A 15,293-nucleotide genomic window follows, 5' to 3' on the forward strand; every position below is an offset into this window, starting at 1 on the left:
GGATAGTATTCAGCTGGGTTTATTATTAAATAAAGACTGGTTTTAAACTAAATCTTTTTCTGTTTTTCTGTTATCTTTAAGCATCCATGGAACTATATAATAAAAGCCTATGGCAATCAGTATTGCCAACACACCGGTTCCTATCCACAGATTGTTGAAACCTAGTTTATCTGCAATCAATGTTCCTATATAAGGTGTAATAATAAAAGCTATTGAAAAAGACATTCCGTTCAGTCCCATATAAGCTCCTTTATTATTTTCTCCCGAGCGCAGTGCAGTAATGGTTGACATAAAAGGCAGGGTCCATATTTCTCCCACACAAAGCAATGTCATGGAAACCAACAATACCACCATACTGTAGTCGAAGGCCAGCATAGCATAGGAAAATCCACACAAGAAAGTTCCTATCAGCATTGTAAAGCCTAAGGTGAAATATTTCTCAGCCAGCTGTACAAATCCCATTTCAAGCAATACGATCAGGAAGCCACTGTAGCCCAGAATAAATCCTATATTCTGCTGACTCAAATGAGCGGTATCCTTATAGAAAATAGTCAATGTACTGAATAACTGGAAAAAACAAATGGAAAACAGCATACAGAATACACAGTATACCAGAAATTTACGGTCTCTATAGGGAGAATTCTCCTTTTTAATGGCGATAGCTTCTTTTACATTTCTTGCTTTCTTCTTAGCTAATCTTGTACGTTTTCTGAAAAACCAGATGTACATTAATCCGGCCAGTAAAGCGGCCAAAGCATTACTGAAAAATAAAAATTCATAAGAAATAGCAGATAGAATACCTCCTAATGCAGGGCCTATAGAAAATCCTAAATTAACAGCCATCCTGTTTAATGAAAAGGCTCTGGTGATATTCTCCGGCCTGGCATATTTTGTAATAGCCACCGAGTTGGCGGGCCGGAAAGTTTCACTTACAATACTCTGCAGCAAAATAATTCCTGCCAGCCCTGCTTCTGTTGTAAAAAGAGGAATTAAACAAAATAAGGGTACGCTCAAAAGTAAACTTAGGCTCTGCACCTTGTATTCACCAATTTTATCGGTGATCATTCCACCAAACCATGAACCTATCACTGAACCTATTCCAAAAAAGCTAAGGACAATTCCGGAATTTTCAATGCTAAAATGTAAATGGTCTGTCATATAAACTCCTAAAAAAGGAAGTACCATAGAACCCGCCCTGTTGATTAGCATTACCAACGCCAGCATCCAACTCTCTTGCGAGAGTCCTTTGAAAGAACTCGTGTATAAGTTAATTAATTTCACAATAATATTGGGGGAAAAATTTAAAATGCAAAGTTAGAGAAAATAGCCCATATCCCTCTGTTGTGAGCGAATAATTTTCAGCTTTACACTGTTTTTAAAGACTTTAGAATAAGTCGCAAAAAAGATAGTAAAATAAAAAAGCCGGAAGAAAACTCTTCCGACTCTGACAAGTAAAACCTGCATTTATTTTGAATTTAACAATTTAAAAGCTACGTAAAGTATGTTTCGCGAGGCTTTAAATTTTAAATCTGTTATGGATTTGTAGAGAAAATAGAACCATTTGCAATTAATGCGCGTCTGTTCATTTTTAAAATATCTCTTACCCATTCTGCAAAATCTTCTGGCTGTAATACCGTTTCGGGATTACCGTCTGTAAGTCCGCCCTGAATACTCATATCAGAAGCAATGGTACTTGGCGTCAACGTAATCACACGGATATTCTGTTTTCTCCATTCTGCCATCATGGATTGGGATAGAGAAACTACCGCTGCTTTGGAAGCTGCATAGGCAGACATATTAGGTCCTCCTTTTAAACCTGCTGTAGAGGCTACATTTACAATATCACCTTCTCCTTTAGCTTTCATAAACGGGTGAACGGCCTTAGCCGCATAGTATACCCCGAACAGATTGGTTTTGATCACCTGTTCCCAGGTTTCAGAAGACATATCTTCAATACTTCCAAAATCCCCGATTCCTGCGTTATTGATCAGGATATCTACTCCACCAAGCATTTCAGCTAAAGTTCTGATTCCTGCTTTTACAGAGGCTTCATCGTCAATATTAAATACAGCATAGGCTGCATTTACTCCCAATTTCTGGATTTCATCAACTGTATTTTTTAAATTCTCTTCGTTTCTTCCTGTAATGGCAACGTTCACTCCTTCATGAGCCAAAGCTAACGCTACTGCCCTTCCTAATCCTCTTCCACCACCGGTTACGATGGCATTTTTTCCGTTTATGTTCATTGTAATAATACTTTTCGTTGTACAAAGTTACAAAAGAACATTTTTACGGGATGAGAAGAATATATATTTAATGTTTTTTTAACGGCATTCTATTGTCTTCACCACAAAACAATCCACATGATTTATCATTAGGAGAATCTAAATAAATGATATTGAAATGAAGATGGATTCTTCCGGAATGACAAAGATTATGGTAAAATTTGATTTTTTTAGTGCCAGCTTACTAAAAAAGCCGGTTCATGATAAACCGGCTTCAAAATCTAAAAAAAGTAAAATAATAAGCTTAAGGAATCTGAATTGAGTTCTGTACTTCAAATTCTTCTGAAGCGGAGAATTGATTTCCGTACATATCAACAGCTCTTACCTCAACTTTATGTTTCCCCAAGGCTAATTTTTTAGGAAAATCTGCTTCCCAGATATGTTTTGACATTTCAGGGTTGGAAGGTCTTCTACCGGGAAGAATTTTCTCTGTAGCATCCCATTTAAAAACTGAAAGAGCAAAATTCGGATCTATCGTTTCATCATACTCCATGGCCTCCCAGGATCCGTTGTCTATTTTATACTCTACTTTATCTTTTTTACTTCCCATAAAAAAGTTTGCCAGCACTTTTGCAGAGGTTTTTGAAGGATAAGGAATGACCTTTGGAACGTACAGTTTTATCTGATAGTCTTCAGGTTTTCCAGCCGTTTTATACTTAACTTTATATTGGTTGTCTGTAAAACTGATGAAAGAATATCCTTTTGCTGTTCCGTCTCTCATCGTTGATGTAGGAAGACCTGCTTCGTCAGCCGTACCCGAATACCAGTCACCACAAGTGGTTCCCACATTATATTCGTGTAATTCTTTTATTCCGTTCCAGCCTGCTTTTTTGCCATAGAAAATCTGTTGCTGAATATGGGTGTGCGCCGATAAGAGCAATACATTCTGAAAAGGGTTTAAGAAATCAAATAACTTCTGACGGTCAGCATTTCTAAAACTATCTTCGTTTTTATGCTCCAACGGAATATGGAAAGATACCACAACAAGCTTATTCTTATCAACCCATTTCAAATCATTTTCAATAAACTGAAGCTGATCTTCACGGAATCCTCCCCAATATCCTTTTCCATCTCTCGGGTCCGGATAAAGAATATCATCCAAAATAATGAAATGAACATTACCATAGTTGAATGAATAGTTGGCAGGACCAAAATTGGATTCGAATGTTTCATCTGATAAATGGTCTTCTTTTGCATCATAATTCATATCATGATTTCCCATAACGTTGTACCATGGCAATCCTACTTCTTTCATCACATCTGCATAAGGTTTTTGAAGGCTTAAGTTATCTCCAACCAAATCTCCCAGGCTAATTCCGAGCACTGCATTTTTTCTGGTATTTTTAACTTCATTTACAATTCCTCTTTTAAAATAATCGAGTTCTTTCTCTGTATAAGGCTGTGGATCTCCAAAAACCAGAATATCAAAATTTTTATCTTCATTCTGCCTGTACAGTGGGAAGTTCAGCTCTTTAGGAAGTTCTCCGGTAGGAGCTACTCCTTTGTATTTAAAATCAGCCGGTGAACCTTTGGGTTTATGATGGTAATAAAACTGAGGCAGGTTATTGCTGTTTAAAGCCGTTTGGTATCCTGAAGGTTTGATGACAAAAATGGTCTGTCCATCCTGAACAGGTAAGCTATACCGTCCGTTTTTATCCGTAAGGGCAACCTGTGCTCCATTGGATACGGCTACTCCTTCCACTCCTTTTTCACGACTTTCTTTCTTTTGGTTTTTATTGCTGTCTTCATATATATACCCGGAGACAGAAGTCTGGGAAAACGCCATTGCCGAAATCAGCATACATGGCATCAAAAATTTCATCTTAGCTCTCATTTCTTTTTTCTTTTTTATTCTTTATTAATCTTCTTATTTATTCCACCACATTTTCACATTAATATGATCTCCTCCCATCTGCTGAACAGCTGCCAGATAGTTGGTGGGATTCAATATTTTCGGATTGGGCGGATACATTAATCTTTGGGGTAAATCTCCATTATTCAGCAGACCTCCATTGTTGGGAAGTACCGGAAATCCTGTTCTTCTTTTTTCAAACCATTGCTGCTGGTCCACAAAGAATAGAGCAATATACTTCTGAAGCATAATTTTTTTCAGGTCTGCTTCATAGGCTACATTTTGGTTATCAAAATAGTTGGCCGGTACTACAGCTCCCCACTGTTCAATAGAAGCTTTCACTCCGTTTTCGTAAAAAGTCTTAGCACTTCCCTGAATGATTCCCTTTAGAGCAAGCTCCGCTAATGTAAACTGGAGTTCTGCATAGGGATAAACAAAAATTTTCAGCGGGGCTTTTGCCAGGTTTTGATTAAGATTGGATGGCTGGAAGGTAAAAACTGTTCCGAAAGGATATCCGGAAGGAGCACCCACATATCCTATATTATTATTTTTCAGATCTTTTGCCTGGGTAAAGAACATCGGTATACGCGGGTCATTATTTTTCTGTAAAGCCTGTACAAAGAAATCTGAAGCTGCTCTTCCTGTTGTAAAATCCTGAGGTCTTGCAATAGGTGGCATTAATGGAGAAATTCCGGAAATATCAAGCTTTGTTGCATCTGCATTATTTTGAAAAACAGGATATACCGTTGGATTGTTAACGATTTCCTGAATTCTTTCTTTAACATTCACTTCTCCCTCCCGGCTTAGTATTCTTAGCAAGAGCCTTAAAGAAAGCGAGTTGCATAATTTTTTCCAATTGGCAATTCCAGTATTATCGGTATCTGCTTTATAAAAAAGATCTGCTCCGGTAAGAGGCTTTGTGGTAATGAAGAGAGCATTAGCCGCTTTCAGATCATCTAAAAGATGGACATAAATGTCTTTTTGCTTATCAAATTTAGGCTGAGAAACCCCATTATCCAGTTGTGAAGCTTCGGAAAAAGGAATATCGCCATAGGTATCGGTAAGGTTGGAATAAATCCATGCATTGAGTACCATGGAAATAGCCTGGTAATTTTTATCTCCTTCAGAAATAGCCGCTTTTTTAAGGTCATCAACCTGTTTCAGCCACCTGTATGAATTGTTCCAGAATCCCGTTCCTGTGTTTTCTGTAATATAATAACGGCTTAATGAGTTTCCTTCATTCGGAAAATCCAGAGAAACCTGCATGATATCAAAATTAAAATCATTGGCTCTGTTATAGCCTATGGAAGCCATATTATATTGTATTGGAGCCAGCAAAGCGCTTGCAACAGGTTCGTTGATTCTACTTGTATCTTTATTAATTTCATCAAGGCTTCTGTCACATGAAACGGCACTTCCTACAAGGCTAAGAAATGAGCATATATAGAGTATCTTTTTCATTTTAAAATTTTTAGAATTTAACATTTAACTGAATTCCAACTGTTCTGGCTGAAGGCAACTGTCCGATTTCAACTCCCGGTGTAATGGTAGAATCGTCAAGGGTAGCGGCTTCCGGATCAAATAATGGAAATTTTGTCCACATCCAAAGGTTTCTTCCAAATAAAGCTAGGCTGATATCTGTAACTTTTAATGGTTCTGTAATAGATTTTGGGAAGGAATACGAGATTCTGGCATCTCTTAGCTTAATGAACGAAGTATCAAATGAATTGGTTTCTACATTGGCTCTTCTGTAATAATCTCCATAATAGGAAGAAACAGGAACTCCTTTTGTATTCGGAGAAAAGCTTCCGTCCGGATTTTGAACTACTCCGTTCCCTACAATCAGCCCACCCGGGTTATCTCTTCCTACAAGAGTATGGGTAAGTTTTCCCTGTTCAGACATTTTATGATGCGACTGTGAGTAAGCGATCCCTTTGTACTGTCCGTCAAATGAGAAACTAACTGTAATATTTTTATATTTAAACTCATTCTGAAGCCCTGCTCTCCATTTTGGATAGGCATTTCCTATTTTTTTCATTTCGGTTGGCTTTGCCGTTAATCCATCTGTACCATAAATCACCTGTCCATCCGGAGAATACATCAGGCCATAACCATACATATCTCCAAGTGAACCTCCCACTACAGCATTGTAATAAACCACGCCTCCCACACTCGCCATCGTGTAAGGTATTCCGTTAAACTCTTCTGGAAGGGAAAGAATTTTATTCCGGTTCATTGACCAGTTGGCATTTACATTCCAGGAGAAGTTTTTATTTTTAATGGGAGTAGTGCTTAATGACATTTCAATTCCTCTGTTTCTGAGCTCTCCGGAGTTGATAATTCTTTTATTATATCCGGTTTCATAGAGTACAGGAATAATAATGGTCTGATCTTTAGAATTATTCTGATACGCTGTAAAATTAAAGGTCAGTCTGTTTTTCAAAATGGTAAAGTCCATCCCTCCTTCTACATTGGTAATCATTTCCGGTCTCAGATTAGGGTTAGGATACAATAAGGGAGATTCTACAGATCCTGTAAATACACTATTTTCATAGTATTTTTCAAGCATATAATTGTAGGTATCATTACCTACCTTCGACCAAGAAAGTCTAAGTTTCCAGAAATTTAGATTATCCGATTTCAATTTAAAAATATCCGATAATATAAAAGATGATGATAACGAAGGGTAAAAATAAGACCTGTTCTGATCAGGAAGGGTACTGCTCCAGTCATTTCTGGCGGTCACATCCAGGAAAATCATATCCTTATAACTGAAATTAGCCAATGCATATAAACTGTTTACCTGGTTATCGTTAGGCTTTGGCAGTCTGTTTTCCAATGATGTTGCATTAGACAGCTGGTACAATCCTGCTTTATTAAGTCCATTAGCCCGGTAATCATTCATCGTATATTCATGATATTTGATGTTACCTCCGGCAGAAGCTGTCACACCAAGATCTCCGAATTTGTTTTTATAGGTAAAAAGAATATCATTATTAAGATCCAAATACCTGATGTATTGCTCCCTGTAATATCCTTTCAGATAATTGGCAGAACTCCAGGGTCTTCTCTGTGTACGGAGCTCATTACTCCATTCCAATCCCGTCTTATAAGCAATATCAAAGTTTTTAGCCAGCTGATAGTTTAGGTTAACGTTTCCTGTAATAATCTTTTTGTTTGTACTGTTTAGATTTTCATAGGCAATCAGATAAGGGTTGTCTATATATGAGCTAAAAGGGTGAATCTGGTCAACCTGCTCCTGTCCCTTTTTCCAGATGGGTCTATACCATTCGAGGTCTACATTGGGATTTTGGAAAATCATAAAATAAGAGATCGACTGGTTATTATATCCTGTAGCAGGAAGGTTATCACTTTTAGTCTGGCTGAAGTTGATTTTAGTTCCCATTTTCAGCCTGTTGCTCAATTTATGATCTACGGATATAGCAGCATTCAACCTGTCGAAACCTGTATTAGGCATCATCCACTCATTTTTAAGATAAGAAAGTGAAGTTCTGAAGGATGTAGATTCGTTAGAATGTTCTACTGACAAGCTGTTTGAATAAGTAGAGCCTACCTGCCAGAAGTTTTTAATATTATCTTTATAAGGTCTCCAGAGTTTTCTTTCCAGGCTTTGGCCTTCTACAGCCGGATCATACTGAAAGTAATATTGTCCGTCAAATTTCGGTCCAAAAGCACTGCTGGTAGAGCCTGTATTGATACCGTCAGCAGAAGCTCCATAAGAATAATAATAATTTCCGTTCTTATCTTTTTGCTGAGTTCCCTGCCCGTATTCATATTGATAATCCGGCCACTTAAGAACGGTATCATAGCTTGAATATGAATTTAAGGTAATCTGAACTTTCCCTTTTTTTGTTTTTCCGGATTTGGTTGTAATCATGATAGCCCCTCTGGAACCTCTGGAACCATACAATGCAGAAGCGGTAGGTCCTTTCAGAATTGATATGGATTCAATGTCATCAGGGTTGATACTGTTGAAGCTGTCACCATAGTCAATCGGTAAATCTCCTCCTGAACCCGCTCCATATGCTGCCGTTCCGGTACCGGTTTTTCTCCCGCTCAGGGGAACGCCGTCAACAACAATCAATGCATCATTATTTCCCATATTCATAGAAATGTCTCCACGGAGGGTAATACGGGCTGTTCCAAGGGGTCCTGCTCCCGCAGTCTGCACTTTCAGTCCTGCCACCTTACCTTCCAGCGCTTCTGCCCAGTTGTTGTTTTGAGTCTGTAATATTTCTTCAGATTTAACCGTCTGGGTAGAATACCCTAATGACTTGTCGTGCCTTTTGATTCCCAAAGCAGTTACCACCACCTCATCAAGCCCTTTAATAGTGTCTTTTTTAGATTTCTGCTGAGCTGTCAGGTTTACACTGATTAGTCCTAACAGTGACAAAACCAACAGCTTTTGTGTCTCTTTACGCATATCCTTTTGTTTGTGCAAAATTAAAAGGACATTATGATTAAGATTTTAACAACACTTTAACATTTATTAAAAAAATATTGAATGGAATATTAAATTTTCATTAACACATTAACACACCACATTGATTAACAACACATTAACTAATTAATTATTTTTAATATCATTTAATGATAATGTTTACATATCTTTATTGTCTGTCTTTGAGAAAATAAAACAAAACATCATAAACAATTACATAACAGCTATTTAAATTCGGCATACTTTATTTTTAACGCCAATCTGCTGAACGAAATGTACAGCAAAAAGAAAATAAAAGCCAGCTAGAATCCCAGGGAACTTAATGTTGATGAACAAGAACAAAAAAGTCTGCCTCTTGGAAGAGACAGACTTTACACATTGCAATATTTATTTTTACTTATTTTTCAATTGTTCAGGGATATTAGTGGTAACAAACCCTATTCCCTGCTTTTTTAATTCCTCATAAACAGCTGTATCATTTACTGTCCAGGAATTCGTAATAAGCCCCAGCGTCTTAGCTTCGGCAATCCATGTAGGGTTTTTCTGGAAAACACTGTAATGATAATCCATGCCGTCAAGTCCTTCTTTTCTGATCTGCTCCGGTGACAATTCGCCATTCAGATACTGCACTTTAAATGCTGGCTCAAGCTTTTTGATTTCTTTACAAATATTTAAGCTGAAAGAAATAAATTCACTTTGAGATTCCAACTTCATATCTTTGATCATTTTGATCGTCTTTTGAGTGATCTCATTCTCTATTTCAGGAGTTTTAGCAGGCTTGATCTCTACAATTAACTTTACAGACGGATCTTTTTTTCCCTGCTTAAGGTACTCTTTTAAGGTAGGAAACTTTTCTCCGTTGGATAGTTTTACTTTTTCCAATTCCTTAAAAGAAGTCTCAGAGATTTCCATTTTATCATGGTGCTCGTCATGGTTGATCACCAATACTCCATCTTTTGTCATTCTCACATCAAATTCAGATCCATACACTTTAAGCTTTTGAGCATTCTCTAAAGATGTAATAGAGTTCTCCGTTGTAGGAGGCTGTGCCTGGAAATACCCTCTGTGTGCGATAATCTGAGTTTGTGCTTTCATCAATACTGTACTTAAAACTGCTAATCCTAAGATAAAATTTTTCATAATATAAATTGATAATTAAAAACCGAGTCCGGAGACTTTTGGATAAAGATAATTATTTTAAAAAGTTTTAAACCACAAAAGACACATAATTTTTCGCTTGTTTTCGGTCATTTCTCTATTTTTCAGCCTTTTGTGGTTCATATTATTTTCTTGTTAGAAACTGTATTTTGCACCAATCTGAATCTGATACGGATTTCCAGATAAAGGGGCTAAACCGTTACCACTCAAATTTTTTGTATACTCAAACTGCTTGGTTACCGGATCGAATTTTTTGATCCTGTACATTGAGGTATTTCCATAGGATTCATTGACGCCCCATTCTTTATTAAGTAAGTTTGCCACGTTGAAAATATCTACAGAAAGTTCAAATGCCCCTACTTTATCAAATTTTATTTTCTTAGCTACACGTAAATCCCAAACTCCGTAGAATCCATTCTTACCACCGTTACGTTCTGCAATTTTACCATTGTATTCATTCACATAATCCTTCAAGGCCTGTCCTACATTAGGATCATCAATAATAGACTGGGTAACATTCGGGAAAATGTAAGCAAGGTCATTGCTATCCACAAAGTCTCCGTTAATATTTCCTCCTGCTGTCATTGAGAAACGTGTTCCCCCGATTCCTGAATATCTGATTCCCAATGTAAATCCTGCAATAGTAGGTGAGTTTCCATAAATAACCACTTTATTGCGAAACTGGTTGTCAGAATATGTCATTCTCAAATCTCTCGGATCACCCTGAACCATTGTGGATAATGTTGCAGAATTGGCTACATTTCCGTTGTATGAAGTATTATCTTTAATATCAGACCAGGTATAACTTGCCGTGATTTCTCCATCTTTCCAATAACGGTAGCTGGTATCCACTACAAAAGAGAACTGGTTCACTTTACCGTCACTTACCAATTCCAATACTCTTCCAAAATTATTATTGATTCTTCCTTTTTTCCAGTCGATTTTTGCACCATCTATTGCTGAAGTAGGAACATATACTCCTCTTCCTCCTTCATTATCCAATGTAAAGAACGGGTTAGCTACCATATTTCTGTCATAGTAATAGTAGTTATTTCTACCCAAAGCCATATATGCTGCCAATCCTGCTCTGAATCTTTCATTAAAGAAGTGGGTATAGGAAATATTGGCTTTATAAACGATTGGAATCTTTGCATCTTTCCCTGTATAGTTGATCGTTGGGATCTGATACTGAGCCAGGGAAGGAACGCTGCCATAATCTGATCTGTAGCTGTTAAAATCAGGAGTAAGACCAACAGTTGCAGGATCCACATCTACTGTAGCCAAATGTTTTCCATCGAATACCAAATTATTGATAATCATATAATTGTTGATATCTGAAGAGAATATTCCTGCTCCAAACTTCAAGAAATCTTTATTTTGTTCGTTGATATTCCAATCAAACTGGAATCTTGGCTGGATCACAAATGATTTGATTTTATTATCCGTTCTGATCCCCATTTCATCAAATAGCTTTTGGTTGAACTCCGCTTTCGGATAACCGCTGTAGTCTAATCTTAAACCGGCCATCAAATCAAGACCTTTTGCAATTTTCGTCTGAAACTGCCCGTAAATACCGATATTCCAGATACTGGATCTTACTGATGGGTCATCCATTAAAGGAACTTCTCTATAGAATCTGTAAGGTTTAAGATTATCAAAATTATCAAGGCTGCTTATTTTTTTATCCGGATCTTCCTTAAAGTGGAATCTTCCGTTTACCTCACTTCCATAAACAGATTTTGAAGTGGTATACATCAAATCTGCACCGAAAGTATATTTTACTTTATCGGTATTGTAATACAAATTATCTACAATCTGGAATACATTATTTCTGAAACTTTCCTGAGCAAAACGGTGACCTCCAATCTGGATATTTGTAGAACCGGCACTTGATGCTACTCCTTCAACAATAGCTCTCGGCACAGGTCTTCCTAACTCATCATTTTGATAACTATTCTGAAAAGTATATAAGTACTGAGCCTTCAGCTCATTCGTCACATTAGGCTTCAGATTTGATCTTAAAGTCAATAGCAAACTGTTGTCAAGGTTTTTATCATTTCCGTAAGATTCAAAGAAATTGATATTGGTATTATCACCAAGCCCGTTTTTATTAAGATCGTAAGTGAAGTTGTTTCTTAACGTCAATAAGTGCTTTTCATTAATCTGCCAGTCTAAACGTAAAAATGCAGCATCTGAATTTCTCACTTTATCAAAGCTTCCGAACTGAGGAGTGTTTCCTACCCCATATTTTGCTCTTGAAATATCCAGAAACTTGTTCAGCGTTTCTGTAGTGGTGTTGAATCTTTTTTCATCTTCCTGAGATCTGATATCTGCAATAATCAATGGTCTGGAATCCAGTTGGTGATCCCAGGCTACAAAGAAATGCAGTTTATTTTTAATGACCGGTCCACCCAATGAAAACCCAAACTGAGAGGTAGAGAAATCATTCTGTCTCTTATTTCCTCTGATATCATATGGGCTGGAAAGCCAATTGGTTCTTAAATATTCCCAGGCACTTCCTGAAAATTTGTTGGTTCCTGATTTGGTAACGGCACTTACTGTTCCACCACCGCTTCGTCCCAATGTTACATCATATTGGTTGGTTGTAATTTTAAATTCACGTACTGCTTCTATAGAAATAGAAAAAGGGGCACCGCTCCGGCTGGTAGTAGAACCTGCAGAGGTTGGGTTTTTAGCGGTCATCCCATCAATGGTGAAATTGGTGGAAGAGCCCAGCTGTCCGGATAAATTTCCTCCCTTTCCACTTAGAGGAGACAGTTCTGTAAGGTTCGTGAAGTTTCTCCCGTTTACCGGAAGCATACTTATATTCTTTGCAGAAATGGCTGTAGCTGCTCCAAGGTTTCCGATCTTGTTTTTAAGGTTCCCGGTAATCACTACTTCTTCTATGTGCTTCTCTCCACCCATATCCATGTTTACAGTAACCTGATCTCCAAAGTTGACATTATAGCCTTCTTTTTTATCCTCGTTGACAATAACGGTATAAGGGCCACCGAGAGGAATCTCTTTAAAGATATATTCTCCTTTTGAATTGGTTTCCGTTTCCGTTCTGAATCCTGTAGATTCATTAATGATCGTTACTTTCACTTTTTCCTGAACCGTACTTCCCGGTCCTGTTACTTTCCCTACAATAGAAGCCTGTGTAGTCTGTGCATATGCCAGCGTTCCAAACCCTAAAAACAATAATCCCAGTACAATCTTTACTTTTTTCATTACCTCAAATTAGATGTGCAAAGGTATTTTGACTTTAAGAGCCTTCTGTTTAAGAGAGTTTTAACATTTTTTTAATTAAATCGAAACGTTATGTTAATTTATTATAAACAACCAATTTATCCCCTAGATAACCAGCCTGTTAAAAGACATTACGTAATATTAATTTTCCTGTAATATTTAATTATGTTATTTTCTAAATGGGATTAGTTTAGTTATTTTTGCTCAAAAGATAGAACCGCAATGTCCGAAAACATTCAACAAAAAATAGAACAGCTCCGCAAAGAGCTTCATCAGCATAATGAAAACTATTATCTTCTGGATACGCCTACCATTTCAGATTATGACTTTGATATACTTCTGCAGCAGCTTCAGGAACTGGAAGCAAAGCATCCGGAGTTTTATGATGAAAACTCCCCTTCTGTAAGAGTAGGTGGTGGAGTTACAAAGGTTTTTCCTACTATTCAGCATAAATTCAGAATGTATTCTCTGGATAATTCTTATGATTTTGAGGATCTTGAAGATTGGGAAAAAAGAATTATTAAGACCATTAATGATCCTGTAGAGTTTGTTGCTGAATTAAAATATGACGGTGCCTCTATTTCCATTCTTTATGAAAACGGAAAACTGATGCAGGCAGTAACCCGGGGCGATGGTTTTCAGGGAGACGAAATTACTCCGAATGTCCGCACTATTTCAGATATTCCTCTGACATTGAAAGGTGATTTTCCTTCGCATTTCTTTATGCGTGGAGAAATTTACCTGACCAGAAAGAATTTCGATAAACTCAATAAACTGCGTGAAGAGGAAGGCCTTGATCCGTTTATGAACCCCAGAAATACAGCAAGCGGAAGTTTAAAAATGCAGGACAGCGCAGAAGTAAGAAAGCGTAGTTTATCTTCTGTACTCTATCAGTTCATTGCTGAAGATATTCCGGCTGAAACCCATTGGGAACTGCTTCAAAAAGCCCATGGCTGGGGATTCAAAACATCTCAGCAGGCAAAATTATGTACTACCCTGGATGAGGTAAAAGAGTTTATCAGTTTCTGGGATACGGAGCGCCACAACCTTCCTTTTGAAATTGACGGAATTGTTTTAAAAGTGAATTCTCTGCAGCAGCAAAGACAGCTTGGATATACTGCAAAATCTCCCCGCTGGGCCATGGCTTATAAATTCAAGGCTGAAAAAGTAGAGACAGAGCTTCAAAGCGTTTCTTACCAGGTAGGAAGAACAGGTGCTATTACGCCGGTTGCCAACCTTAAACCTGTTTTACTGGCAGGAACTATTGTCAAAAGAGCTTCTCTCCACAATGAAGATATTATCAAAAAGCTGGACCTTCATGAGCATGACTTCGTTTATGTAGAAAAAGGCGGTGAAATCATTCCGAAGATCGTTGCGGTAAACACTGAAAAAAGGACTGAAGAAAGTAAAGAAATAGAATACATTAAACATTGCCCTGAATGCGGAACTGAGTTGGTAAAAATTGAAGATCAGGCGATCCATTTCTGCCCGAATGAACTTCACTGCCCGCCTCAGGTGGTAGGAAGAATGATCCACTATGTTTCCCGAAAAGCTTTAAATATTGAGAACCTGGGAAGTGAAACCATTGAACAGCTTTACAGGGAAAGGTTAATTGAAAATCCAGCTGATTTCTATGTTCTAACGAAAGAACAGCTTCTCCCATTGGAAAGAATGGCAGAAAAATCAGCACAAAATATCATCACAGGCATTGAAAAATCTAAGGAAATTCCGTTTGAAAAAGTTTTATACGGAATAGGGATCAAGCATGTAGGAGAAACAGTTGCCAAGAAACTGGTGAAGAACTTCCCTACCATAGAAGAACTGAAAGACGCTACTGTAGAAGAGCTTTGCCAGGTAGAGGATATCGGAGCCAAAATTGCAGTAAGCATTGTAGAGTTTTTCAAAAATTCTGAAAATATCCTGATGATAGAACGTTTAAAATCTTACGGTGTACAGCTTGAAAAGGGAGAAAATACCAATGAGGTTTTATCCAAAGTTTTGGAAGGAAAAGCTTTTCTTTTTACCGGCAAATTATCTTTATTTACCAGAGAACAGGCCGAAGAAATGGTGGAGAAACATGGTGGAAAAAATATTTCTGCCGTTTCCAAAAACCTAAACTTCCTGGTGGTAGGTGAAAAAGCGGGAAGTAAACTGAAAAAAGCTCAGGATATTGGAACAATTACCATTCTGGATGAGCAGGAGTTCCTTGATTTGATTGAAAAACAATAAGAATAAAAAAGCTTTCTTTTACCTTAGCATTTGATAAAATAAAAATTACATTTAGAAA

8 protein-coding genes are annotated in these 15,293 nt (G+C 37.4%); 1 reads left to right on the forward strand and 7 read right to left on the reverse strand.

The window, feature by feature from the left end; genetic code table 11:
- Nucleotides 1–42 precede the first annotated feature (42 nt).
- The 7 genes from MP478_RS05960 to MP478_RS05990 form a co-directional block, all read right to left on the reverse strand.
- Nucleotides 43–1,224: an MFS transporter gene (locus MP478_RS05960; protein ID WP_257199913.1), complete on the reverse strand. Its 1,182-nt coding sequence runs from the start codon at nt 1,222–1,224 to the stop codon at nt 43–45.
- Between the two features lie 308 nt (nt 1,225–1,532).
- Nucleotides 1,533–2,246, reverse strand: a complete 714-nt coding sequence (locus MP478_RS05965; RefSeq protein ID WP_230041029.1) for a 3-ketoacyl-ACP reductase — start codon at nt 2,244–2,246, stop codon at nt 1,533–1,535.
- A 283-nt stretch (nt 2,247–2,529) separates the two neighbouring features.
- Nucleotides 2,530–4,095 carry a calcineurin-like phosphoesterase C-terminal domain-containing protein gene (locus MP478_RS05970; RefSeq protein WP_257199914.1) on the reverse strand — a complete coding sequence of 522 codons (1,566 nt, stop codon included), beginning with the start codon at nt 4,093–4,095 and terminating at the stop codon, nt 2,530–2,532.
- A gap of 57 nt (nt 4,096–4,152) precedes the next feature.
- Entirely contained in the window at nt 4,153–5,598 is a 1,446-nt protein-coding gene (locus MP478_RS05975; protein ID WP_230041030.1) for a SusD/RagB family nutrient-binding outer membrane lipoprotein, read from the reverse strand.
- 10 nt (nt 5,599–5,608) lie between these two features.
- Entirely contained in the window at nt 5,609–8,581 is a 2,973-nt protein-coding gene (locus MP478_RS05980) for a SusC/RagA family TonB-linked outer membrane protein (protein ID WP_257199895.1), read from the reverse strand.
- Nucleotides 8,582–8,992: 411 nt separating this feature from the next.
- Nucleotides 8,993–9,739 carry a glycerophosphodiester phosphodiesterase family protein gene (locus MP478_RS05985; protein ID WP_230041032.1) on the reverse strand — a complete coding sequence of 249 codons (747 nt, stop codon included), beginning with the start codon at nt 9,737–9,739 and terminating at the stop codon, nt 8,993–8,995.
- A 153-nt stretch (nt 9,740–9,892) separates the two neighbouring features.
- On the reverse strand, nt 9,893–12,988 hold the full coding sequence (locus MP478_RS05990; RefSeq protein ID WP_257199896.1) for a TonB-dependent receptor: 3,096 nt from the start codon (nt 12,986–12,988) through the stop codon (nt 9,893–9,895).
- A gap of 240 nt (nt 12,989–13,228) precedes the next feature.
- Between MP478_RS05990 and ligA the strand changes: the two genes are divergently transcribed.
- Nucleotides 13,229–15,235 (forward strand): NAD-dependent DNA ligase LigA, encoded by a 2,007-nt coding sequence (gene ligA, locus MP478_RS05995; protein WP_257199897.1) that lies wholly within the window; start codon nt 13,229–13,231, stop codon nt 15,233–15,235.
- Nucleotides 15,236–15,293 lie beyond the last annotated feature (58 nt).

This window comes from Chryseobacterium sp. WG14 (assembly GCF_024586945.1).
Classification (GTDB): Bacteria; Bacteroidota; Bacteroidia; order Flavobacteriales; family Weeksellaceae; genus Chryseobacterium.

Bases quoted from the DNA above. Each gene is read 5' to 3' on its own strand.
- MP478_RS05960 (WP_257199913.1), bottom strand. From the start codon at position 1,224: ATGCTGGCGTTGGTAATGCTAATCAACAGGGCGGGTTCTATGGTACTT.
- MP478_RS05965 (WP_230041029.1), bottom strand. From the start codon at position 2,246: ATGAACATAAACGGAAAAAATGCCATCGTAACCGGTGGTGGAAGAGGA.
- MP478_RS05970 (WP_257199914.1), bottom strand. From the start codon at position 4,095: ATGCCATGTATGCTGATTTCGGCAATGGCGTTTTCCCAGACTTCTGTC.
- MP478_RS05975 (WP_230041030.1), bottom strand. From the start codon at position 5,598: ATGAAAAAGATACTCTATATATGCTCATTTCTTAGCCTTGTAGGAAGT.
- MP478_RS05980 (WP_257199895.1), bottom strand. From the start codon at position 8,581: ATGCGTAAAGAGACACAAAAGCTGTTGGTTTTGTCACTGTTAGGACTA.
- MP478_RS05985 (WP_230041032.1), bottom strand. From the start codon at position 9,739: ATGAAAAATTTTATCTTAGGATTAGCAGTTTTAAGTACAGTATTGATG.
- MP478_RS05990 (WP_257199896.1), bottom strand. From the start codon at position 12,988: ATGAAAAAAGTAAAGATTGTACTGGGATTATTGTTTTTAGGGTTTGGA.
- ligA (WP_257199897.1), top strand. From the start codon at position 13,229: ATGTCCGAAAACATTCAACAAAAAATAGAACAGCTCCGCAAAGAGCTT.